Source organism: Arthrobacter pascens (assembly GCF_030815585.1).
In the GTDB taxonomy this organism is placed as follows: Bacteria; Actinomycetota; Actinomycetes; order Actinomycetales; family Micrococcaceae; genus Arthrobacter; species Arthrobacter pascens_A.
Genome location: NZ_JAUSWY010000001.1, coordinates 1972150 through 1994439 on the forward strand (window position 1 = coordinate 1972150; position 22290 = coordinate 1994439).

A 22290-nucleotide genomic window follows, 5' to 3' on the forward strand; every position below is an offset into this window, starting at 1 on the left:
GTAAAGGTCCCAAAATTCTGGCTGGCAGAATATGCTGGGGATCACATTGGCCCATCTCTAGAGTCGGATGTACGTCCAAACGCTATCCGCACCTACCGAGGAGGCCCCCGTGTCCATCAGTGCCGAGAACACGACTCACGAATCAGTTGCCGCCGGTTTGGCGGTTCCGGAGCCGACGCCCGAGGAGGCCGTCCAGCTCGAACAGCTGTACCGCGACTTTGCCAGCGGGAACCTGATCCCGCTGTGGACGGAGATCGCGGATCTGATGCCGATGGTCCCGTCCCCGAAGGCCGTGCCGCATGTCTGGCGCTGGAATGACCTGTACCCGCTGGCCGCCCGCGCCGGGGACCTGGTTCCGGTGGGCCGCGGCGGTGAGCGCCGCGCCATTGCCCTGGCGAACCCGGGCCTCGGCAACACTCCCTATGCCACTCCCACCTTGTGGGCGGCCATCCAGTACCTGGGCGCGCACGAGACCGCGCCCGAACACCGCCATTCGCAGAACGCGTTCCGGTTCGTGGTCGAAGGCGAAGGAGTGTGGACGGTGGTCAACGGGGATCCGGTGGCTATGCGCCGCGGCGACTTCTTGCTGACCCCTGGCTGGAACTTCCACGGCCACCACAACGACACCGACCAGCCGATGGCATGGATCGATGGCCTGGACATCCCGTTCGTGCACTACGCCGATGCCGGGTTCTTCGAGTTCGGCACCGAGCGCGTCACCGACGAGGCCACCCCTGACATCTCCCGGTCCGAGCGGCTCTGGGCCCACCCCGGCCTGCGCCCGCTCTCCGGGCTGGACGACACCACCAACTCCCCCATTGCCGCCTACCGCTGGGAGCACACCGACCGGGCCCTCCGCGAACAGCTGCTCCTTGAGGATGAAGGCCATCCGGCCACCGTCAGCCAAGGCCACGCCGCCATCCGGTACAGCAATCCCACCACCGGCGGGGACGTGATGCCCACCATCCGGGCCGAGTTCCACCGCATGCGCGCCGGAGCCTCCACCGAGGCCTTGCGCGAGGTCGGCTCCAGCGTCTGGCAGGTCTTTGAGGGCCGCGGTACCGCAACCCTGAACGGCAAGGCCATGGCCCTGGAAAAAGGCGACCTGTTCGTTGTCCCCTCATGGGCGAAGTGGTCCTTGCAGGCAGACACGGAATTCGATCTCTTCCGCTTCAGCGATGCCCCCATTTTCGAACGACTGAACTTCAACCGTACTTACATCGAAGGACGCACCAACAAATGAGACTACTCACCCTCCGCACCTCCGACGGGACCAAAGCCGTACGCCAGGACGGCGGCACCCTCACCGAAATTGACGGCTTCTCCGACGTCGGAGCACTGCTCAAGGACGCAGCCTGGGAGGAGAAGGCGAAGGGCGCCAGCGGCGCAACGCACGCGCTCGACGGCGCCGACCTCGCCGCCGTCGTGCCTTTCCCCGGCAAGATCATCTGCGTGGGGCACAACTACCGCAACCACATCCAGGAGATGGGCCGGGAAATCCCGGAGCACCCCACCCTGTTCGCCAAATACGCCGAATCCCTGATCGGGCCCAACGACGACCTGGCCCTGCCGCAGGAATCAGACACCGTTGACTGGGAAGCCGAACTCGCCGTGGTCATCGGCAAGAAGGGACGCCGGATCACCGAAGCCGACGCCCAGGACCACATCGCAGGCTACTCCGTCCTGAACGACATCAGCATGCGCGACTACCAGTTCCGCACCATCCAATGGCTGCAAGGCAAGACTTGGGAGAAGTCCACCCCTTTCGGCCCAGCCCTGGTCACCAAGGAAGAATTCAGCGCCGGCCCGCTGATGACCTCCACGGTGGACGGTGAGGTCCAGCAGAGCACGCCCACCGGGGACCTCGTGTTCACCCCGGAGTTCCTGGTCTCCTACATCTCGACCATCATCACGCTGAACCCGGGCGACGTGATCGCCACCGGAACCCCCGGCGGAGTGGGCCACGCCCAGGACCCCAAACGCTACCTCCAGGAAGGCCAGCTCCTCGTCACCACCATCGAAGGCCTCGGCCAACTGGCGAACCGCGTGGTCAAGGAAGCCTGATGGCCGCCCGCCACGACCAGACAACTGACCCGCAGCTGCTCGATGCGCTGTTACAGGCAAGACGAGGCACCGCTTTCTTCGCGCGCAAGCTCAACGAACTCACCGACGGCGGCCTCGACGGACCCTCGCTGCTGCCCGGCTGGACCCGCCGCCACGTCGTTGCCCACATCGGCTACAACGCCCGCGCCGTTGCGCGGCTGGTCGAGTGGGCCGCGACCGGCGTGGTAACCCCCATGTACCCGTCCACCGAGGTCCGCGACCGTGAGATCAGCTTCGGCGCGACACTCAGCCCCGTGGCCCTGCGGAACCTCTTTGACCACTCGGCAGTGCACCTGAACGTCGAATGGCGTGACCTGCCCGAAGACGCCTGGCACAGCAAGGTCAGGACCATCCAGGGCCGGCTGGTCGCGGCCGAGGAAACCGTCTGGATGCGCACCCGCGAAGTCTGGGTCCACGCCGTCGACCTCGACAACGGCGCGTCCTTCACCGACATCCCCGAACCGGTGCTCAGCCGGCTCCTCAAGGACATCACCGGCGCGTGGAAGAGCCGCGGCTCAGATGCCGGCCTGCTGATAGAGGTGTCGGGGCAGGACACAGGGCACGTGATCGACGATGCCGGCGCGGAAGCGCCGGTGGTTATCTCCGGTCCCCTGGCCGGGGTGGTCAGGTGGACCACAGGACGGGGCGCTGCTGGTGTCACCGCCACGCAGAACGGCGCCGTACTTGCCAAGGTGCCGGCGGCACCGAAATGGATCTGAGCCGCTGAACCAGCGGGGCATCCGCTAGGTAGCAGGGGCCGCCTGCGCACCGTTGACGTTGACCAGCCAGGCGGTCCCGAACCTGTCGGTGCACATGCCGAAGATGTCTCCCCACGGCGCTTGCTCAAGCGGGACCGTCACGGAGCCCCCATCGCCGGCCAGCTTGTCCCAGTAACCGCGCAGTTCGGCCTCGTCGTCGCCGCTCAGCGAAACCGAAATCGAACTGCCGGACGCGAGGTCCATGCCGTTGGGAGTGTCCGCCCCCATCAGCACCAGGCCGTTATTCGCGGTCAGCATGCCGTGCATGATCTTCTCGGCTTCTGCTGGGTCTTCGCTGGCCTGGAACTCCCCGAAGGTGTTGAGCGTCAGTTCGCCGCCGAACACGGACTGGTAGAAGGTCATCGCCTCCCGGGCATTGTCGCGAAAGCCAAGGTATGGGTTGAGCAACGTGGGCATGGCCGGTTCTCCTTGTGGTGCTGGACGGAAGGGGGATGGAAACAGTCAACATACTGCCCCAAACCGGGCCCTGTTCATAGGGGTCAACTTATAGGGGTCAAGGCCGGCCTGTCCTGCCCGCATCAGGGCACGAAGCGATACCCGATCCCAGGCTCCGTCAGCAGGTGCCGCGGGCTTGCCGGGTCTGCTTCAAGCTTCCTGCGAAGCTGGGCCATGTAGACCCGGAGGTAGTTGGTTTCCTTCTCGTAGGCCGGCCCCCAGACTGCTGACAGCAAGTGCTGCTGTGTAATGAGTTTTCCCGGGTTCCGGACCAGGAGCTCCAGGATGCCCCATTCAGTGGGAGTCAGCCGGACGGTGTTCCCGTCGCGCGTGACAATCCGCTGCAGCAGGTCCACGGTGAAGGAGGACGCTGCCACCGTGGGTGCCGATTCGGGCTCCGGGACACGGCGGAGGAGAGCACGCAGCCGGGCAAGGAGCTCGTCCAGGCCAAATGGTTTGGTGATGTAGTCGTCCGCGCCTGCGTCGAGGGCGTCGACCTTGTCCGATGAGCCGTGCCGTGCGGACAGCACCAGCACCGGCAGGCTGCTCCACCGGCGGAGTTCCCGCAGGACGTCCGCTCCGTCCAGGTCCGGCAATCCAAGGTCCAGGACCATCAGGTCCGGCGGCCGGGAGGATGCGGCACGCAAGGCGGTTCCGCCGTCGGCCGCTGTATCCACAGCGTAGCCGTGGGCCTGGAGCGTGATCCGGAGCGCCTTCAGGAGGTGGGGGTCGTCGTCGACCACCAGGACGCTGGTCCGGTGGCCGGACTGGGTGCCGGAAAGTTCAGTCTTGCCTGCGCTCACGGTGCCGCCTGCCGCGGCTGGCCCGCTGCGTGACGCGCGCCCGCTTCGCCGGTGGAAAGGGCCAGCGTGATGACCATGGTCAATCCGCCGCCAGGAGTTTCCTGTGCAGTCAGCGTGCCGCCCATGGCTTTGACGAACCCGTCGGCGACCGCCAGGCCCAGGCCCACTCCCGTGGACTGGGGAAGATCGTGGAGCCGCTGAAATGGCTGGAACATTTCCAGCACCTTCCGGGCGGGCACGCCGACGCCGTGGTCGATGATCCGAAGCTCGCCGGAAGGGTAGCCATCCAGGGTGGCCGTACCCAGGCCGTCGGAGGCGCCAGTGATGGTGATCCCGGAACCGGGCGCGTACTTGACTGCGTTTTCGACGATATTAGCGATGACGCGCTCCAGCAGCACCGGATCAGCTTCCACGGTGGGCATATTGGCTGGCAGCTCTACACGGACCGCACCGTCCGGGAGCCCCCGCAGGGCCGGGGCAACAACGTCGCTCCACCGCACAGGCCCGAGCATGGGCCTGACGGAATCGGCGGTAATCCTCGACATGTCCAGCAGGTTTCCCACCAACTGGTCCAGCCGGTCCGTGCACTCATCGATGGTTTCCAGCAGCTCCCTTTCCTCCTCAGGCGTATAGGTGACGGAGCGCTGCAGCAGCCCACCCGCGGCGAGCTTGATCCCGGCAAGGGGCGTCCGCAGGTCGTGGGACACAGCACGCAGGATAGCAGTGCGCATGGTGTTCCCTTCGGCCAGCCGCAGCACCTCGCGGCGGCTCACCGCCAGCTGGCGGCGCTCCAGCTGGGCTTTCACATGGACCGCAAAGGCACCTAGCAGCCTGCTTTGGGCAGCCGGGACCTCGCTGCCGAACAGCACAAGCCGGGTATCGGCGTCGACCTCTTCTGCAGTGCTGGCCGCAGGCCCGGTGACGCCAGGCGCCCACCCGCTGGTGTCCCCGGCACCGGCAACCATCCGCCAGGCGCGGCCGTCACCGTCCGGACCGCGGACCCCTGGGGGTTCCGACGCCGGTCCGGTACCTTCGGCTTTGGCGTCACGGCTGCTGAACACGCCGGCGCCGGTTGCGCCAAAAACGTCCAGGGCCTCCGCCAGGATCCCTTCGAGGGTGTCCTCGGAACGGGAGGCGCCCAGCGCGAGGTCACCAAGCGTCGCGGCCTCGGCCTGGGCGCGCGCGGCCTCCTTGGACCGGCGGGCGGACGTGTCCACCACGCCGGCGACGGCTACGGACACTCCCACAAAAACACCGAGGGAGAGGAAGTCCTGCGGATCGCTGATCGCCAGATCGCCAAGCGGCGGCGTGGAAAAGTAGTTCACCAGCACGCTGCTCCACAGCGCGCCGACCACGGCAGGCCACAATCCGCCCGCCAGGGCCACCGCAACGGCTCCCGCAAGCTGGATCAGGACGGCGGTGGCAACACTGTGGTCGAAGGCCGCGAGCAGCAGCTGCAACACAACGGGAAGCGCAGCTGCGAGCGCAAAGCCGACAGCCACCCTGGCCCGGCCCAAGTCGGGGCGTCTGCGCGCCGCAGCACGCTGGGCCTCGAAGCGTGGCACTACTTGGACATCAATGTCCCCTGCACCGCGGACCACCCTAGTCTCCACGGTCCCGCCGGAGAGCAGCCCTGACAGAAGTCCTGCCAGCCGCTTGCGCCGGGACTGGCCGACGACAATGTGGGTGGCACGGGACCTGCGGGCGTAGTCGAGGAGGGCCGCCGCGGCGTCGGGTCCCGACAGGGTGCGGTATGTTCCTCCCAGCTCAACAACCAGCCGCCGCTGGGCCTCCAGGAGCTGCGGCGACTCCCCCGGGGCATCCTCTGCGGTGCGGACGTGGACGGCCACCAGCTCGCCGCCGTCGCTCCTTTCCAGGATCCTGGCGGCGCGGCGGAGGAGCAGTTCTGCGTCGTCGCTGCCGTTGAGGCCAATGACTATCCGTTCCCTTGCCATGCGGCCATTCTCCCACCGGATCGGGCGCTCCTTCGTCCTCCGGACACGGACGATGTGGTCTCCGTCATGGCCGCGTTAACGATCCGTCAAGATCCGGCGGGATCGGATGCCGCGAGGCCAGGCCGGTGCTAGGTTCGGCTGTGCCCGCGGCGCCGTGCCGCCGACTGAAAGGTTTTCATGACTACCATGAGCAGGCCGCCGGCAGACCCCTCGGCCCTTCCCCCGACGGGACCGGCCGCCCTCAGGAACTGGCTGTTGGTCGGGCTGCAGGATGCGAAGGGCTCCCATCCGGGTGCTGGCGGACTGGCGGCGGACCGGGAGAAGAAGCACCACTGGTGGCAGGTGATGTGCCTGACGGGCGTGGACTACTTCTCCACCCTCGGGTACCAGCCAGCCATTGCCGCCTTGGCAGCGGGTGCCATTTCGCCCCTGGCCACCCTTGTCCTGGTCGCTGTGACATTGTTGGGCGCTCTCCCCGTCTACCGGCGGGTGGCCGGCGAGAGCCACAAGGGGGAGGGATCAATCGCCATGCTGGAACGGCTGCTCCCCCGCTGGGGCGGCAAGCTTCTGGTGCTCGTGCTGCTGGGCTTTGCGGCCACGGACTTCATGATCACCATGACGCTTTCAGCTGCCGACGCCACCGCCCACCTGATCGAGAACCCCTTCGCACCGGCCTGGCTGCATGACCAGCAGGTGGCGGTGACTTTGGTCCTTTTGGCCCTTCTGGCTGCAGTGTTCCTCCGCGGCTTCAAGGAGGCCATTGGCGTGGCCGTGGTCCTGGTGGTGGCGTACCTCGGCCTGAACGTGGTGGTCATCGCCAGGTCAATCCTGGAGGCGGCCAGCCATCCCGTCGCCGTCGGCGACTGGTGGCAGACCCTGACGACGTCCCACGGTAATCCACTGATGGCAGTGGCGATCGCCCTGTTGGTCTTCCCCAAACTCGCCCTTGGCCTCTCTGGTTTCGAAACCGGCGTCGCAGTGATGCCGCAGGTCCGCGGCCGGGCCACTGATACGGAGAGCAACCCCGCTGGCCGGATCCAGGGCACGCGCAAGATGCTGACCGCTGCCGCCGTCATCATGAGTTCCTTCCTGGTCACCAGCAGCTTCACCACCGTGGTCCTTATCCCCGCGAACGAGTTCCTTCCCGGCGGTGAGGCAAACGGCCGTGCGCTGGCCTTCCTGGCCCACCAATACCTGGGCGATGGATTCGGCACCCTCTACGACCTGAGCACGATCGCGATTCTCTGGTTCGCCGGAGCGTCAGCGATGGCGGGCCTGCTGAACCTCGTGCCCCGGTACCTGCCCCGCTACGGCATGGCGCCCGAATGGGCCAAAGCGGTCCGCCCCCTGGTACTGGTCTTCACCCTCACCGGGTTCCTGATCACCTGGCTCTTCGATGCCGACGTCGATGCGCAAGGCGGCGCCTACGCCACCGGAGTCCTGGTCCTGATGACTTCCGCAGCCGTTGCCGTGACACTCTCGGCGCGCAGGCTGCAGCAACGCAAACGGACCATCGGCTTTGGCATTATCGCCGTCCTGTTTGTCTATACAACGGTGGCGAACATCTTCGAACGTCCTGAGGGCATCAGGATTGCGGGGTTCTTCATTCTGGGAATCGTCGGAGTTTCTTTGCTGTCCCGGGTCCTGCGTTCGTTCGAACTCCACGCCACACATGTCCGCCTGGACACAGCGGCCCTGGAATTCATGGCCGCAACCCTGAACGGTCCGATCGGGATCATCGCCCACGAACCCGTGAGGCAGACCGCTGAGGCGTACCGGCGGAAGCTTGCGTCCGCCACTGAGGCAAGTCACTTCCCGGCGGACTACCAGGCGTTGTTCTTGGAAGTGATCGTGGACGACTCGTCGGACTTCGAGACGGCGCTGGAGGTCCGCGGAGTTCTCCGCCACGGGTACCCGGTCCTGGAAGTCCATGGACCGGGGGTACCCAACACCATCGCGTCGGTGCTCCTTCATATCCGGGACGTGACCGGGCTGATGCCGCACATCTACTTCCGCTGGACCGAGGGGAATCCTGTCAAGAACCTCTTGCGCTTCCTCGTCCTGGGCGAAGGCGAGATCGCCCCCGTGACCCGTGAGATCCTGCGGGAAGCGGAACCCGATGTCACAAAGCGGCCCTGGGTGCATGTGGGCTGATCCATTACGACGGCGGGCCGTGCGGTTCCAACGGAGGTCTCGGGGACTAAGCAGGTTTGGCGTACGTGGCCGCACTCATGATTTCGAAACCTACGAACGTCTCATCGTTTTCGACCCAGGCATCATGGCCCGCGGGAATTGAATAGGCGTCGCCGGCGTGAATTGTGGCGCGGCTTCCGTCTTCCATCACCACTGTTAGCGTTCCGGCGGTGCAAAACCCCACGTGGTTGTTCTGGCAGCTGTCGGTGTGGACCACGGTCTTGACGGTCTCGGACCACCGCCAGCCGGGCTCGAAGGTGAACCTACCCAAGGTGGTGTCACCGAGGGTAACCACGTCAACTTCGGTCTTGGGCGGACGGCGCTTTTCATCAGGTTCGTTGAATGACTTCGATTCTAGGGCCTTGACAGTTACTGCGGACATAATGTCCTCCTCATGCGGTGGTTACAGGATGTCCCCACTTTGAGCTGTGACCGTGTGAGCAACCGTGTGAGCAGAAATGCGTTTCCAAAGACCTAGCCAGTTGACGTGTACCGCCCAGACCGTCCAGCAGAAACGACTTGGCCTTCAAGTGCTCGGCCGTGAGCGCGGTGGGTGGATGATGTGCATGGTGCCTATACACACGTGGCTATACACGCCATGGCTCACACGCCTGCTCACACGGTGATGACCCAGTCTTCTGTTATGGATTCCAACATCGAACAGGAGAATTGCCATGGAACTGAATGAACTCCTCAATCGCACCGCCAATCACATCGTCGCTGATGGGACGCAGTTCGAATCGCTGGCCCTGGAAGCGATGGCTTCTGCCGCCAGGGACTTGAGCCCTGGTGCAGCGGCGGCGCTCGTGGATTGGAACGGTTCGGAGATTGCCCGGCTTAGGGCCTTCGGTATTGTGCATGGCGTGTTGCTTCGGGAACTTCCGGCCGCCACACAGACACAATTGCTCACACACCTGCTCAGCACTTCATCTGGCCTAGCGCTCGCCGCGTAGTCGTTCTTACCTCGTTGCCGTCCTGGGCGTCGGATACTAATGGGAAAACCGCCTTCGAACGGGACGGCAGCCTATCGCCGACTGGGTGCACACAAGACTTGGGCCGTGCTGGCGAGGTTGCTCCGTTCCTCTGAGAGAAGGGTGTTCAAACGGCGCGGACGGTCACATGGGCGTTGGTTGACTATGCGAATCCAATTCGGTTACTGAAGGGTTCGCGATGATTCCTGGCTTTCGGCGAAGGCCTCGCAGCTGCCAGCCATCTCGTTGCAGTGAGGGATCTGTGCCTAGGGTTTCCGCTTTTGAAGAGCTCGGAGATGTACCATGGCTGCCATGCCCGGCTTAGTGATTCGGCTCATTGGATCACCGTCGATCGCACGAATGGACAGCGAGGCCCAACAACTCCGGGGCCGTAAGGCCTGGGGCTTGCTGGCGTACCTGACCCTTGAGCGCGGCGGGACAAGCAGACATCGTCTTGCTGCCCTGCTCTTCCCTGATGCCGAGGATCCATTGGGGGCACTGCGGTGGAATCTGTCTCAAGTCAGGCGCTCCCTTGGGGACGATGTCTCCCTCTCCGGCGACCCCATACGGCTGATCTTGTCACCAGATTGCCGTTGTGACGTTCGTGTTGTCCTGGAATCAAGGAAACCCCTCGAGTCGGACCGGATACTGCCTGAGGGTGAGTTGCTGGAAGGTTTATCTTTTGCCGATTGTCCGGCTTTCGATGCTTGGCTTGAAGTCGAGCGGCACAGGATCGAGAACTGCGTGCAGGCTCTCTTATATGAGCGGGCTCTGGCAGCCCTGGCCGGTGGGGCTCCCAACGAGGCCGCCGAGCTGGCGTCCCGTGCTGTGGAGCGGGATCCGTACAATACGGACTGCCAGGTGGTTCTGGTGAAGTCGCTTATTTCGTCAGGTCAGCATCGGTGGGCACGCGAACAGGTTAGCCGCTGCCGCGAACTGTTCCACAAAGAGTTGGGCCTCGGTTTACCGAAGGAGATCCGGGCCGCCCTTTACGATTCGGCGCCGTCCATCACTGAGGACGTCCTTCCTACAGAAGCTGCCGTGCGGTCCTATCTTGATGCTGCAAGTTCTTCCCTCTCGTCGGGTGCTGTGGACAGGGCTTTGGATCAACTGAGGCTAGCGACCGAATTGTCTGGACGCAATGCGGACCACGGTTTGCAGGCTGAGTCGCTGGTCGCGCTGGCCGGGGCCCTGATTCATCAGGCAGGTGGTCGAGGCGCTGAAGTGGCAGATCTCCTGCACCGGGCGATTGTTGCCGGAAGCCGTGCTGGTGGATCCCGAATAAACGCAGCTGCTTACCGTGAGCTTGGATTTCTTTCGGTGCAGCGCGGCATCCCCGACAATGCTGCACGATGGCTTGATGAGGCAATGAATGCCGCCGATGGATCGGTTGAGGAAGAGGCCAAGATCCTTGGTGTTCGAGGCATGATGGAGTCGGACACCGCCCACTATGAGCGGGCGCTCATGTCCCTTACCGAGTCCGAGGCGCTGGCTGCGAAAACAGGCAGTCGGCGCCAGCAGGGCTTCAGTTTGGCCATGATCGGGCGCGTGCATCTACTCCGAGGAGATCTTCGCGGGGCTGCGGGGCCCTTGCACCGATCTCTCGATTTCATCACATTGGAACGATGGACAGCTTTCCGCCCCTTCGTAGAGGGGCTGCTGGGCGAAACGTACCTCGCCGAAAATCAACCGGAAAAAGCGAATCCCCTCATCGATCATGCCTGGGTACTGGCAGAACAGGGCGGGGACCACTGCTTCCAGGTCATGGCTGCCAGCAACCAGGCGCGCCTATGCATGGGACGCCGAGACCTCGACGGCGCAGTCCGGTGGATCCAGCGTGGACTCGAAATCAAACCCTGGTACTTGTGGTACACAGCAAGGCTGCTTGATACGGCATCCGAAATCGCCATTGAAGTCGGCTCTCCGAAAGCCGACGAATTCGCCGGTCGGCTCCACAAACTGGCCAGCAGCAGCGGGCTGCGGGAACTCACGGCAAGAGCACAATCGCACCGTGCCCTCCTCGGTGATACGTCCGCGGCGTCCGCACTCCCGTGGTTGGCAAAGGACATAGACAACCCCGCGTTAAATACATTTCTTGCGGGTAGGGCGCAGCTTTAGAAGAAAGCCGGGGAGAATGCCCTTGGCTTTCATCGCCAGCAAACTCCCGTAGTTTTCAATCGATGTCTCATTGCTCTCGTAGGAGCGGTCGACGAAGTTGCGGAGCGCCCTGAATGCTTCCAACTCGCTTTTAGGGTCGAAATACTGACTGTTGTACCGTTGGTTAGAAACCGCCCTGCCACCTTGGGTGCACTATTCCCTGCCGGGCCGTAGGCTCGTGGGCATGGCCAGATACTTCGACGTTCATCCCCAAGACCCGCAGCCGCGCGCCATCACGCAGGCTGTCAGCATTGTGCTCGACGGCGGGCTGATCGCCTACCCCACGGACTCCTGCTATGCCCTCGGGGCCCAGTTGGGCAACAGGGACGCGCTGGACCGGATCCGGACCATCCGCAAATTGGACAACAAGCACCACTTCACCCTTGTCTGCAAGGACTTCGCCCAGTTGGGGCAGTTCGTGAACATCGGCAATGATGTCTTCCGCAGCATCAAGTCGGTCACGCCGGGCAGCTACACGTTCATCCTGCCGGCCACCAAGGAGGTCCCGCGCCGGCTCCTCCATCCGAAGAAAAAAACGGTGGGCGTCCGCATCCCGGATAACCGCGTGGTCCAGGCCCTGCTGGCGGAGCTGGGTGAACCGCTGCTCTCCAGCACGCTGCTGCTTCCCGACGAGGAGGATCCGCTCACCCACGGGTGGGAAATCAAGGAGCGGCTGGAGCATGATGTGGACGCCGTGATCGATTCCGGTGACTGCGGGGCCGAGCCCACCACCGTGATTGACTTCTCCAGTGGCGTGGCGGAAGTGGCGCGGCGGGGCACCGGTGATCCTTCCCGCTTCGAGTAAGCGTGTCTAGTCCGGTTTGCGTGCCCGGCTGGGCTGCACGCGGGGCGGTTCGCCAGGCATCTTGGGATAGTCGGGCGGGAAAGGCAGCTCGCCCAGCCCGGAGGTGATGTCGCGGTCCCACCAGCCCAGCAAAGTATCGATGGTGCCGGGACTGGCGTTCATGTCAGCCCACGGATCACCAACGGTCTTCAGCCGTTCGGGCACGGTGAGGATGGTGAAGTTCTTGGGGTCCGCGCTGCCCAGTTCATCCCAGGTGATGGGGCATGACACGGGGGCGTGGGCCAGGGCCCGCGGGCTGTAGGCGCCGGCAATGGTCCGGTCGCGGTTGGCCTGGTTGAAGTCCAGGAACACCCGCTGGCCCCGTTCCTCCTTCCACCAGGCAGTGGTGACCTTGTCAGGCATCCGCCGTTCGAGTTCCCGGGCGGCGGCGATTACGGCGTGGCGGACCTCCAGGAACTCATGCGTCGGCTCGATGGGAGCATAGACGTGGAGCCCACGGTTTCCCGAGGTCTTGATAAAGCAGGTCAAGCCGGCCTCCGCCAGCACCTCCTTCAGCCCGAGCGCTGCGGGAACGGCGTCATCGAAGTCCGTCCCTGGCTGCGGGTCCAGGTCGATGCGCAGCTGGTCCGGATTGTCGGTGTTCTCTGCGCGGGAGGGCCACGGGTGGAACACGACGGTGTTCATCTGCACCGCCCACACCGCCGCGGCGGGTTCGTCCAGTACCAGTTGCGGATGCGACCGCGCACTGGGATAGATCACTTTGACGGACCTGATGAACTCGGGCGTACCCTTGGGCGGGTTTTTGGAGAAGAACATCTCACCGTCGACGTTGTCCGAATATCTTTGCAGCGAGACGGGCCTGTCCCCGTTGGCGGCAATGAACGCGTCCCCGACTTCTGCCACGTAGCGGGCAAGGTCCAGCTTGGTCAGCCCAAGGTCCGGCCAGAGGACCCTGCTGGGACTGGAAATGCGCATCTCGCGCTCCCCGTTGGGGCCTTGGACTGTAATGGTGGTCTGTTCGCTCGCCATGGGGACAAGCTACACCCCCAACCACCGTGGCAAACAGATTCGCGCGGCAAAGAGGTTCGACAATGGAGTGCCTGATACAGCAGAGCATGGCAATCCGGCATGATTGATCCATGCCCGTCCCAGAGTCTGCCATCAGCATCGCCGTCGGTGAATCCGACGTTTCCGGCGTCTATGCCCGCCCGGAACAGCCATTCGCCACGCTGGTGGTTGCCCATGGTGCCGGCGCAGGAATGGAGCACCCGTTCCTGCGTGGCTTCACCCAAGCCCTTAACGGCCACGGTGTGGCCACCCTGCGATTCAACTTTCCCTACCGTGAAGCGGGCAGGAAGTTCCCGGACCGTCCACCGGCCGCCATCGCTGCGTGGCGGGTGGCCATGGACGTCGCCCGGTCTCGCTCAGACGGGGAGCCCGTATGGGCTGCAGGCAAATCCTTCGGTGGGCGCATGGCGTCCATGGCCGTAGCAGAAGGCATGGACGCCCGGGGGCTCGTGTACCTCGGCTATCCGCTGCACCCGCCGGGCAAGCCGGAGAAACTTCGCGATGAACACCTCTACGGGCTGGAACTTCCCATGCTTTTCCTGCAGGGGACGCGGGATACGTTCGCGACTCCCGCGTTGCTTGAAGATGTAGTGTCACGGATCGGTCCGGCCGCCGTATTGGAATGGATCGACGGCGGAGACCACTCCTTCGCCGTCGCTGGGAGAAAGCGCAGCGCGGAAGAGGTCGGCGCCTCGGTGGCCCCAGCGGTAGCGGCGTTCATGCGCGCCAACGGCTGAGTCTGGCCTGAGACAGTGGCGGCACCCTAAGACGCGCTCGCCGGAACCGGCTCATGGCGCAGGTAGCTGCGCCGGAAGCGGCCGGTTCCGGCGGTGAGCGCACGCAGCTGGATGGCGTAACGCAACAGTTCGCCGTCGGGCACTTCGGCGACGACTTCCGTGCGTTCCCCGCTTGCCGACGTCGTTCCTGTCACACGCCCGCGGCGGGAAGACAAATCACTCATCACCGGACCGACGTACTCGTCCGGTGTGGTGATGGCCACCGACGAGACGGGTTCCAGCAGCTGGATGCGGCCGGCGGCGGCAGCCTCGCGCAGGGCCAGCGCCCCGGCGGCCTGGAAGGCGGCGTCCGACGAATCGACGCTGTGTGCCTTGCCGCCCACCAGTGTCACGCGGATGTCCACTACCGGGAACCCCGCGGAGACGCCCTTCTGCATCTGGGCCCGGACGCCTTTCTCGACAGAGGGGATGTAATGGCCCGGAACCACCCCGCCGACGGTCTTGTCGACGAACTCGAACCCGGCACCACGCTCGAGCGGCTCGACTTCGATATCGCAGATCGCGTACTGCCCGTGGCCGCCGGATTGCTTGACGTGGCGTCCGTGGCCGGTGGCAGGTCCGGCGAACGTTTCCCGCAGCGGCGTCACTACCGGAACCGTGGCCAGTTTCACCCCTTGGTCCCGCAGCCGGTCCAGCACCACCTCGCCGTGGGCCTCCCCCATGCACCACAGAATCAGCTGGTGGGTTTCAGAGTTGCGTTCCACCCGGAGCGTCGGATCTCCGGCCGCCACCTTCCCCAGGCTCTTGGCAAGGGCGTCTTCGTCACTGCGCGAGGCCGCTTCAATGGCTACAGGCATCAGCGGCTCGGGCATGTCCCACGACTCCACCAGCAGCGGGTTCTCCTTGGCCGAAACGGTGTCGCCGGTCTCGGCATTGGCCAGCTTGGCAATCGCGCAGATGTCCCCCGCGATGCAATACGGCACAGGCTTCAGGCTGGAACCCACGGGTGAATACAGGTGGGTGACCCGTTCGTCGCTGTCATGTTCCTCGTGGCCGCGCTCGGACAGCCCGCGGCCGCCGACGTGCACGGCCGACTCCTGCCGCAGCGTGCCGGAAAAGATGCGCACCAGGCAGACCCTGCCCAGGAACGGGTCGATGGTGGTGCGTACCACTTCACCGGCCAGCGGTCCCGCCGGGTCACACGCGAGCAGGCCGGCCGGTGTACCCGCAAGGTCCGTCACTGCCGGCAGGTCACGTTCCACCGGCGACGGGAACGCGCGGGTCAGCATTTCCAGCAGCTCGGTGATCCCCAGTCCCGTCTCCGCAGCCGTGGCAAGCACGGGAAAGAACGACCCGCGGGCAACTGCGGTCTCCAGGTCGCTTGTCAGGGTATCGACGTCGATCTCCTCGCCACCCAGATAGCGGTCCATCAGCGTCTCGTCTTCGCTCTCTGAAATGATCCCTTCGATGAGCACTCCGCGTGCGGCCTCCGACGAAGCCAGCTCCTCTGTGTTCGCTTCCCGCACGGCCGGCGCCGCGTCGGCGGCGTCGTATTCTGAAACCGTCCCGGAGAGCAGGCCCAGCAACCCGGTGATGGCCGCCCCTGTCCGCACCGGAAGATGCGCCGGCACCACCAGGTCACCGAAAGCCCGCTGGCATGCGGCGACCGTCGCTTCAAAATTCGCGCGCGGATGGTCGAGCCGGCTGATCACCACCGCCCGCGGCACTCCGACCTGGTCGCATTCGGCCCACAGCGCTGTGGTTGCCGCATCGATGTCGTCCAGGGCGGACACCACGAAGAGCGCCGCGTCCGCCGCCCGCAGTCCGGCCCGCAGCTCGCCGGTGAAATCTGCGTAGCCCGGCGTGTCGAGCAGGTTCACCTTGATGCCGTCGAAAACCAGCGGCGCAACCGACAGCACCACTGAGCGCTGCTGGTGGATTTCGGAGGGTTCCGCGTCGCTGACCGTATTGCCGTCCGCAATGGAGCCCATCCGGGATATGACACCGGTGGCGGCCAGCAAGGCTTCGACCAGCATGGTCTTTCCCACGCCCGAGTGGCCTACTAGCGCAACGTTGCGGACCTTCTCCGGTGCATCGGCCTGGAGCCCTGCGGATGCATCGGCCCGCCGGAGATCAGAACCGCCGCGGCCGGGGACCTTGCCCCGGCCATTTGTGCCTTTCACCGACATGACTGTCTCCTGGCGTCCTAGTCGTCAGCCGCCACGCGGCCTTGGTAAGACGATTCGACACCCTGAAGTGACTGAACAGCAAGAGGAAGAGCGGTGCCATCGTGAAACCGGCGGCCGCCGTGAGTCAGCGGGGGTGGAGGCAGACGCTGTCAGCTAGGCGGCGTCGTCGTGCCACCAGCCTTCCCAAGCGGTGGAGGTCAGCTGGCCATTGGGGAACTCGGTCTTGCCGTTCCCGCCGCTGTGCGAATTGTTGTCGTCATTCCGGCGGGCATCAAGCAACAGGTTAAGGCTAGTCAAAAGCAACATCATTGCGTCCTTCCATGTCTTATGTGGACCACGCTGTCCAAGTAACAACGAGCCTAGCCGGGGCATGTTTCAACACGTCGACGCAACGTTTCATCTGTGTATCGGAGTTCTCACGCGGCCTTTTCGGCGATGTGCTGCGGAGTCACTTCCGTCCTTTGGTCCGTGCCGTCGCAGACGCTGTCCACGGATCCTCGGGCCACGGATGTTTGGGATAACGGCCCCTCATCTCGGCCCGGACCTGCGCGTACGGTCCGGACCAAAATGATGCCAGGTCATCCGTTACCGCCAGCGGCCGTCGCGCAGGCGAGAGCAAGTGGAACAGCACCGGCACCCTTCCATCCACCAGCCGGGGCGTGTCTGTCCAGCCGAAACACTCCTGAAGCTTGACTGCCACCACCGGCCTGCCGCCGTCGTCCGATGCTTGGTCCGGCACTTCAGGGTAGTCAATCCGTACCCGCGAACCGCTGGGCACCTCAAGCCACTCGGGTACCAGCTCCGCCAGCCTGGCGGCGGCGGGCCACGGCAGCAGCCGGCGCAACGGATCCGTGAGGTCGATACCGCCGGTCGAGGCACCGCCGGCCAGCGCCTCGAGCTCCGGCCCCAGCCACGTGTCCAGCCGGGCAAGCAGCGCAGGCTCGGACACATCAGGCCAGGGATCGCCAAGTTCGCGGCGCAGGAGGGCAAGCCGGCGGCGCAAGGTGTCGGCCGCCGTCGACCATCCGATGGTCCCCAGCCCCTCCTTCCCCAGGGCAGTGGCCACTGCTGCGCGTCCCTCCGCCGCAGAGGGCCGGACCGGGGTGGAGGACAGTCCGATCGCTCCCAGCCGGCGTTCCCGCCGGGCCGTGACCCGGCCTTGGCTGAACCGCGCTTGCACGGTGTCAGTCAGCAGATGCCGGCCGGCGGCTTCGGCGGTGTCCGCCGATATCGGGGCGGCGGAACGGATGACAGCGCCGGTCCCGGCCGCGTCCCGCCCTTCGGCGCGCGATACCTCCGCCACGGCCAGCCACTCATGCCCGGACAGCGGGCTGCCCGCCGGCAGCCCGGCCCGCGTACCTGAGGACAACAGGTAACGCTCCGGCCCCTCCCCCGGGACTCGCCGCGCCACCCGGTCCGGGAACGCCAGGGCGACGACGACGCCGACAGCTTCCGGTCCGGTCACGGGCGCCGTGAGGATGGAAGGGACGACGGCGGCGCTCTCTTTCCGTGCGACCGTCTCCATCCGCCCGACATCCTCCGTCCAGCGCCGGGCAGCAGGGTCCTTGCCTGTCCGCAGGGTGGCCAAGAGCCTGGTTAGATCGGCGCCCGGGGCAGGCTGGTCACCCGCCACCAGAGCGACGGCCTCTGCCGCTGCCCGGTGGCCCACGGCTGCTGCGCCGTCCAACAGGGCACGGGCCAGCCGCGGGTCCGCAGGGACCCTGGACAGGGTCCTGCCAAGCCCGGTGGCGAGTCCATCCCGGTCCACGGCGCCCAGTTCCCGCAACACCTCAACGGCCTCATCCATCGTGGCCTTCGGCGGAGCGTCCGGAAGTGCCAGTCCCCGGCCGCCGGGCGATCCCCAGCAGGCCAGGACCAGGGCGGTGCCCGTCAGGTCAGCCACAGTGATCTCCGCGGTGACGTGCGCCGGGGCCGCGCCGAACGTCCTCTGGTCGTAGCAGCGGACTGCCCGCCCGGGGCCCTGCCGCGCCGCCCGGCCCGCGCGCTGTTCGGCGGATGCGCGGGAGCACGAAACCGTCACCAGGCCGGACATGCCCCGGCTGGCGTCACGCCGCGGCTCCCGGGTGAGCCCGGAGTCGATGACCAGCCGCACGCCAGGAACCGTCAGGGAGGATTCGGCCAGGTCCGTGGAAACGATGATCCGCGCGGGTCCGCCCGGACCGCGTCCGGAAACAGCGCGGTCCTGTTCCGACGGGCTGACCCGGCCATGCAGCTCCAGCACCTCGGTACCGGGAGCAGCCCGTCCGCGCAGGCGGGCAGCCACCTGGGACACCTCCCAGGCCCCCGGTACGAAGACCAGCGCGTCGGTACCGACACCTGCGTGTCCATGTGCCGCCGCAGCGGTATCCGCCACATGGTCCAGGAACGCCCGTGTCACTCCCCGGCCATCCAGCCGCGGCACCGCCGCCGGTACCCATTCAACATCCAGGGGGTACAGCGCGGACGGACAGTCGACGACGGGAGCCGGCCCGCCGCCGTCGTGATCCCCGATCTGTGCTTCCCCGATCAGGGCGGCGAACCGGGGCGCATCCAAGGTCGCGGACATGGCCACGAGGGTCAGATCGCCGCGGAGCTGGCGGACCTCGGTGAGCATGCCCAGCAGCAGGTCAGTCTCCAGGCCCCGTTCGTGGACTTCGTCGAGGATGACCGCTCCGGTGGTCTCCAGTCCGGGATCGTCCAGCAGTCGGCGGAGCAGGATTCCGGGGGTGACAAACTCGACCAGGGTCCCTGGCCCCGCCTGCCGCTCCCCGCGTACCGTGTAGCCGACGCGGTCACCCAGCCGGCTGCCGTCGAGGGCGGCAAGGCGCCGGGCCGCCGCACGGGCGGCCACCCGCCGGGGCTGGGTGACCACAATCCGCAGCCCGGCGTTGGTCCCGGCGGCCCCGGACGCGAGGTTGGCGAGAAGCGGCGGTACCAGCGTTGTTTTGCCCGTACCCGGAGGTGCCTGCACCACTGCAGTCGCGGCCGGGCCGCCCCTGCGCAGCGCCTCCGTGAGCTCCCCGAGCGAAGCCGCAAAGGCCAGGCCTGCGCCGATCGTACCCATGTTGAAGGTCCCATCGTTGGCCGGGTCAGCCGCGGGGTCTGGAGAGGTGCTCGGTGACGTCACCTGTCCATTGTCCCCATAAACCAGATGCCGGTCCGCCGGCCATCGGACATAGGGAAGACTGGAGGTCATCAATCATGAAAGCGGGAACCACCTTGATTCATCTCAACCAGGACGCCGAAGGCTTCATCCGCATGAAACGGCACTTTCCGGGCAGTTCAGCAGTGACCATCACCTTCAGCGACGGTTCACAGGAAGAGTTCTCCGGCCGCAGGCTCAATGCGATCTACGACGAAGCCTTGGCAGTGTACCGGGCGGAGAATCAGCTCGATGCCAAGGGGTTTGCCCGAGGGCCGAAGAAGAAGGTCCAGCCTGGGATCGAGTTTGTGCGGGTCCACCCCGGGATGGGGCAGTAACGGACTTCTTCCGAAGATTGCCCGCCGAGGAACACCGCGGCTCCCTCCTGGATGCCCCGTAGTTCAACGTGCGGGGCATCTTCCAATCCTGTCTTGGATGAGGCAGTCAGCCCAGCAGTGTGGTGATAAGCCGCACTGACGATGCCAGGATAGTTACGAGTCCGACGGCGGCGAAGAGGTTCTGCCACCACCGGTTGCGGAGGTTTCCCATCACGGCTGCCTTGTTGCTCATAGTCAGGAGCAGGACGCCCAGCAGTGGTGCAATGAGGACTGTCAGGGACTGGGCGATGACGATCAGGCCTACGGGTGAAGACTGGAACGAGATGGTGATCACCAGGCCGAAGGCCAGGATGATGCCGGTGACGATTCGCGCCGTGGGCGAACCAGCCTTGGCGCCGCGGCCAAGGGCGTCGGAGAGCATGGTGCCGCCGGCGGTGGCGTTGGCGATCATGGAGGAGAACGCTGCACCGGAGAGGCCCAGGGCGAAGAGCATGGAGCCTACGGGCCCGGCAAGGGGCGCGAACACGGAGGCGAGGGCGTTGATGGTTCCTGCTTCGGCGCCGGTTTTGCCGAGCACGGCGGCGGCGACCATGATGACGAGGGCGGTCATGATGCCGGGGGCGACGATGCCGGGAATGGTGTCGACGAGGGTGATGTCGCGGTAGTCGGCGCGGGTGCGGCGGTGTTCCTTGATGCCGTAGGAGGTATAGAAGGCGGCGTTGATGGAGAAGTTGGTGCCGACCAGGGCGACGATGAGGATTTCACTTCCTGGCGGCAGACTTGGAACCATGCCTTCCATGGACCGGTACCAGTCGGGCTGGGCAACCACGGTGCTGGCAATGAAAGCCAGGCCCATGAGGACGACGATGACCAGCAGGGCCTTTTCCACGATGCCGTAAACGTTGCGGAAGGCCAGGACGAAGCCGACGGCGGCGGTGCAGACAACGGTCCAGAGGACCGGGGAGCCGCCGAAAATCAGTGAGAGTCCCAGGCCTGATCCGACGGCGTTGCCGACGGAGAACATGAGCGTGATTCCAAAGACGCCGAACCCTGCAAGGATGCCGATCCATTTGCCGAGGTGTTCCTTGATGGATGTGATCAGCGACGTGGGCGTCGCGATGCCCAGCCGGACGCTCATGTCGGTGAAGAAAATCATGAGGACGGTGGACACGGCGATGACCCAGACAAGGGTGTAGTCGAAGCGGCTGCCGGCCTGAACGGCAGTGGTGAGGTTCCCGGGACCGAACTGCCAGGCCCCCACAACGAAGGCCGGGCCCATCAGGGCGAGGTAGCCAAGGAAGGTCCTCCGTTTGGCCGGTGCGGCGGGAACTGCGTTTTCTTCGTGCGTGACCATCTGACCTCGTTGATTGTCCGGGGTGTGGATGGTCCTATTCTGCTCGCTCATTGCGAGTACTCCTTCTCCAGCGGCGTTGCTGGGGGTCGTCGTTGACCGATGGTGGAGGGTGGAACGTTGGGGCGCCGGATGGCGGACAGTTGGTCCGCCATCCGACGGGGTGCCAGAGGCCTTATACAGGTGGCGTTATGCAGGAACAGTGACGTTGCCGAGGTTGGCGGACCGGAGGGCCAGCGCGATTTCATCGCCGGCGCCGGGTGCCAGGGGAAGCAGCGGCGGCCGGACCGTGGCGTGCTCAAGAATGCCGCGGGCGACAAGCCCTTCCTTGAGTGCGACGGTGCCTTCCATGTGTGATCCGCGGTGGTAGACGTTCTTGGTCACGGGCAGAAGGCGGTCGTGGATTGCCCGGGCGGCGGCGTAGTCCTTCGCCTTGCCTGCAGCGATCAGTTCCACCAGCGGTTCCGGGGCGAGACCGCCGTAACCAACCAGCGCGCCGTCCACGTCGAACATGGTGTGCAGCAGGTACTCGTCGTGGCAGGTGAGGATCTGCAGGTCCGGATAAGTGGCGCGCAGGACAGGGATCTCGGTGTCCCAGCGCTTCATGTTCCGGACGCCGTTCTTGGTGGCGAACACGCCTTCCATGCCGGCGATCTCGAGCTGGGTTTCCAGGTCATAGGTGGCCTTCGTGGCGTCCGGGTACTGGAAGAGGATCAACGGCAGCCCGGACGTTTCGTAGATTTCCTTGTACCGGGTCTGCGGCGCGCCCTGCTGGTATCCGAAGCGGAGCCAGCCGTGTGACGGGTAGACCAGGCCGGCGGCTGCACCGGCGTCGACGGCCCGCTTGGCTTCGAGGGCAGCGACGGTGTTGCCCTCCCCCGTGATGCCGGCGATGATCGGGATTTCGCCATTGACAGCGTTTTTGAACTCGCGGATGACGAGTGCCTGCTCGTCCTGGGTCAGGAAGGTTCCTTCGCCGGCGTGGCCAAGGACAACAAGGCCCTTGACCCCGTCAACGCTGGCCAGCCATCCGCCGAGACGGTGGATAGCGTCGACGTCAACGCTGCCGTCGCGGTTGAACGGGGTTACAGGAGCGGGAACGAGCCCGCGGAGATCGATGGTCATGAGAGCTTCCTCTGTCGTGTTGGTCGTTCCTCCCGCGATAAGATGAAAACGTTTGCGGGAACGTTTTCATTGTGCGACGTGTTCCAGCTCACTGTCAAGGGCCTGTTGCAGACGAAGGAGGAAATAGAGTGTCTTCTAG

General features: G+C 65.3%; 19 protein-coding genes. 9 read left to right on the forward strand and 10 right to left on the reverse strand.

Features of this window, described 5'->3' with window-relative positions:
* Window positions 1–109 precede the first annotated feature (109 nt).
* From QFZ30_RS09235 to QFZ30_RS09245, 3 genes are read left to right on the forward strand one after another with little or no spacing between them, the layout of a single operon-like run.
* Window positions 110–1243 (forward strand): cupin domain-containing protein, encoded by a 1134-nt coding sequence (locus QFZ30_RS09235; RefSeq protein ID WP_307075503.1) that lies wholly within the window; start codon window positions 110–112, stop codon window positions 1241–1243.
* Entirely contained in the window at window positions 1240–2064 is an 825-nt protein-coding gene (locus tag QFZ30_RS09240; RefSeq protein ID WP_307075505.1) for a fumarylacetoacetate hydrolase family protein, read from the forward strand. Before QFZ30_RS09235 ends, QFZ30_RS09240 begins: the two co-directional genes overlap by 4 nt.
* A complete protein-coding gene (locus QFZ30_RS09245; protein ID WP_307075507.1) occupies window positions 2064–2822 on the forward strand; it encodes a maleylpyruvate isomerase family mycothiol-dependent enzyme in 759 nt (252 codons plus the stop codon). The genes QFZ30_RS09240 and QFZ30_RS09245 overlap by 1 nt, the downstream gene beginning before the upstream one ends.
* Before the next feature lie 24 nt (window positions 2823–2846).
* On the opposite strand, the gene QFZ30_RS09250 is transcribed toward QFZ30_RS09245, so the two are convergent.
* The 3 genes from QFZ30_RS09250 to QFZ30_RS09260 form a co-directional block, all read right to left on the reverse strand.
* On the reverse strand, window positions 2847–3278 hold the full coding sequence (locus QFZ30_RS09250; protein WP_307075508.1) for a VOC family protein: 432 nt from the start codon (window positions 3276–3278) through the stop codon (window positions 2847–2849).
* 122 nt (window positions 3279–3400) lie between these two features.
* On the reverse strand, window positions 3401–4120 hold the full coding sequence (locus tag QFZ30_RS09255; RefSeq protein WP_307075510.1) for a response regulator: 720 nt from the start codon (window positions 4118–4120) through the stop codon (window positions 3401–3403).
* A complete protein-coding gene (locus tag QFZ30_RS09260; protein ID WP_307075512.1) occupies window positions 4117–6075 on the reverse strand; it encodes a DUF4118 domain-containing protein in 1959 nt (652 codons plus the stop codon). The genes QFZ30_RS09255 and QFZ30_RS09260 overlap by 4 nt, the downstream gene beginning before the upstream one ends.
* A gap of 177 nt (window positions 6076–6252) precedes the next feature.
* On the opposite strand from QFZ30_RS09260, the gene QFZ30_RS09265 reads away from it, so the two are divergent.
* Window positions 6253–8229 (forward strand): amino acid transporter, encoded by a 1977-nt coding sequence (locus QFZ30_RS09265; RefSeq protein ID WP_307075513.1) that lies wholly within the window; start codon window positions 6253–6255, stop codon window positions 8227–8229.
* Between the two features lie 46 nt (window positions 8230–8275).
* On the opposite strand, the gene QFZ30_RS09270 is transcribed toward QFZ30_RS09265, so the two are convergent.
* The gene (locus QFZ30_RS09270; protein WP_307075515.1) at window positions 8276–8650 is read right to left on the reverse strand and encodes a cupin domain-containing protein; all 375 of its coding nucleotides are present in this window, start codon (window positions 8648–8650) and stop codon (window positions 8276–8278) included.
* A gap of 292 nt (window positions 8651–8942) precedes the next feature.
* On the opposite strand from QFZ30_RS09270, the gene QFZ30_RS09275 reads away from it, so the two are divergent.
* From QFZ30_RS09275 to QFZ30_RS09285, 3 genes are all read left to right on the forward strand, one after another.
* Window positions 8943–9221, forward strand: a complete 279-nt coding sequence (locus QFZ30_RS09275) for a hypothetical protein (protein WP_307075517.1) — start codon at window positions 8943–8945, stop codon at window positions 9219–9221.
* 321 nt (window positions 9222–9542) lie between these two features.
* Window positions 9543–11357 carry an AfsR/SARP family transcriptional regulator gene (locus QFZ30_RS09280; protein WP_307075519.1) on the forward strand — a complete coding sequence of 605 codons (1815 nt, stop codon included), beginning with the start codon at window positions 9543–9545 and terminating at the stop codon, window positions 11355–11357.
* 223 nt (window positions 11358–11580) lie between these two features.
* Window positions 11581–12201, forward strand: coding sequence for an L-threonylcarbamoyladenylate synthase (locus tag QFZ30_RS09285; protein WP_307075521.1), 621 nt, complete (start codon window positions 11581–11583; stop codon window positions 12199–12201).
* A gap of 6 nt (window positions 12202–12207) precedes the next feature.
* On the opposite strand, the gene ligD is transcribed toward QFZ30_RS09285, so the two are convergent.
* The gene (gene ligD, locus QFZ30_RS09290) at window positions 12208–13230 is read right to left on the reverse strand and encodes a non-homologous end-joining DNA ligase (protein ID WP_307075523.1); all 1023 of its coding nucleotides are present in this window, start codon (window positions 13228–13230) and stop codon (window positions 12208–12210) included.
* A gap of 110 nt (window positions 13231–13340) precedes the next feature.
* Here ligD and QFZ30_RS09295 point away from each other — a divergent pair, with 110 nt between their 5' ends.
* On the forward strand, window positions 13341–14006 hold the full coding sequence (locus tag QFZ30_RS09295) for an alpha/beta hydrolase family protein (RefSeq protein WP_307075525.1): 666 nt from the start codon (window positions 13341–13343) through the stop codon (window positions 14004–14006).
* A gap of 26 nt (window positions 14007–14032) precedes the next feature.
* Here the strand turns inward: QFZ30_RS09295 and QFZ30_RS09300 are convergent, their stop codons facing one another.
* The 3 genes from QFZ30_RS09300 to hrpB form a co-directional block, all read right to left on the reverse strand.
* Entirely contained in the window at window positions 14033–16195 is a 2163-nt protein-coding gene (locus tag QFZ30_RS09300) for an elongation factor G-like protein EF-G2 (RefSeq protein WP_307075527.1), read from the reverse strand.
* A gap of 153 nt (window positions 16196–16348) precedes the next feature.
* Window positions 16349–16492 carry a hypothetical protein gene (locus QFZ30_RS09305; protein ID WP_307080431.1) on the reverse strand — a complete coding sequence of 48 codons (144 nt, stop codon included), beginning with the start codon at window positions 16490–16492 and terminating at the stop codon, window positions 16349–16351.
* Window positions 16493–16643: 151 nt separating this feature from the next.
* On the reverse strand, window positions 16644–19259 hold the full coding sequence (gene hrpB, locus QFZ30_RS09310; RefSeq protein ID WP_307080178.1) for an ATP-dependent helicase HrpB: 2616 nt from the start codon (window positions 19257–19259) through the stop codon (window positions 16644–16646).
* Between the two features lie 155 nt (window positions 19260–19414).
* On the opposite strand from hrpB, the gene QFZ30_RS09315 reads away from it, so the two are divergent.
* Window positions 19415–19675, forward strand: a complete 261-nt coding sequence (locus QFZ30_RS09315; protein ID WP_307080180.1) for a hypothetical protein — start codon at window positions 19415–19417, stop codon at window positions 19673–19675.
* A gap of 106 nt (window positions 19676–19781) precedes the next feature.
* On the opposite strand, the gene QFZ30_RS09320 is transcribed toward QFZ30_RS09315, so the two are convergent.
* Window positions 19782–21080, reverse strand: a complete 1299-nt coding sequence (locus QFZ30_RS09320; RefSeq protein ID WP_307075529.1) for an Nramp family divalent metal transporter — start codon at window positions 21078–21080, stop codon at window positions 19782–19784.
* Window positions 21081–21215: 135 nt separating this feature from the next.
* The gene (locus tag QFZ30_RS09325; protein ID WP_307075531.1) at window positions 21216–22151 is read right to left on the reverse strand and encodes a dihydrodipicolinate synthase family protein; all 936 of its coding nucleotides are present in this window, start codon (window positions 22149–22151) and stop codon (window positions 21216–21218) included.
* Window positions 22152–22290: the final 139 nt, after the last annotated feature.

Bases quoted from the DNA above. Each gene is read 5' to 3' on its own strand.
- QFZ30_RS09240 (WP_307075505.1), top strand. From the start codon at position 1,240: ATGAGACTACTCACCCTCCGCACCTCCGACGGGACCAAAGCCGTACGC.
- QFZ30_RS09245 (WP_307075507.1), top strand. From the start codon at position 2,064: ATGGCCGCCCGCCACGACCAGACAACTGACCCGCAGCTGCTCGATGCG.
- QFZ30_RS09250 (WP_307075508.1), bottom strand. From the start codon at position 3,278: ATGCCCACGTTGCTCAACCCATACCTTGGCTTTCGCGACAATGCCCGG.
- QFZ30_RS09260 (WP_307075512.1), bottom strand. From the start codon at position 6,075: ATGGCAAGGGAACGGATAGTCATTGGCCTCAACGGCAGCGACGACGCA.
- QFZ30_RS09265 (WP_307075513.1), top strand. From the start codon at position 6,253: ATGACTACCATGAGCAGGCCGCCGGCAGACCCCTCGGCCCTTCCCCCG.
- QFZ30_RS09270 (WP_307075515.1), bottom strand. From the start codon at position 8,650: ATGTCCGCAGTAACTGTCAAGGCCCTAGAATCGAAGTCATTCAACGAA.
- QFZ30_RS09275 (WP_307075517.1), top strand. From the start codon at position 8,943: ATGGAACTGAATGAACTCCTCAATCGCACCGCCAATCACATCGTCGCT.
- QFZ30_RS09280 (WP_307075519.1), top strand. From the start codon at position 9,543: ATGGCTGCCATGCCCGGCTTAGTGATTCGGCTCATTGGATCACCGTCG.
- QFZ30_RS09285 (WP_307075521.1), top strand. From the start codon at position 11,581: ATGGCCAGATACTTCGACGTTCATCCCCAAGACCCGCAGCCGCGCGCC.
- ligD (WP_307075523.1), bottom strand. From the start codon at position 13,230: ATGGCGAGCGAACAGACCACCATTACAGTCCAAGGCCCCAACGGGGAG.
- QFZ30_RS09295 (WP_307075525.1), top strand. From the start codon at position 13,341: ATGCCCGTCCCAGAGTCTGCCATCAGCATCGCCGTCGGTGAATCCGAC.
- QFZ30_RS09300 (WP_307075527.1), bottom strand. From the start codon at position 16,195: ATGTCGGTGAAAGGCACAAATGGCCGGGGCAAGGTCCCCGGCCGCGGC.
- hrpB (WP_307080178.1), bottom strand. From the start codon at position 19,259: ATGGGTACGATCGGCGCAGGCCTGGCCTTTGCGGCTTCGCTCGGGGAG.
- QFZ30_RS09320 (WP_307075529.1), bottom strand. From the start codon at position 21,080: ATGAGCGAGCAGAATAGGACCATCCACACCCCGGACAATCAACGAGGT.
- QFZ30_RS09325 (WP_307075531.1), bottom strand. From the start codon at position 22,151: ATGACCATCGATCTCCGCGGGCTCGTTCCCGCTCCTGTAACCCCGTTC.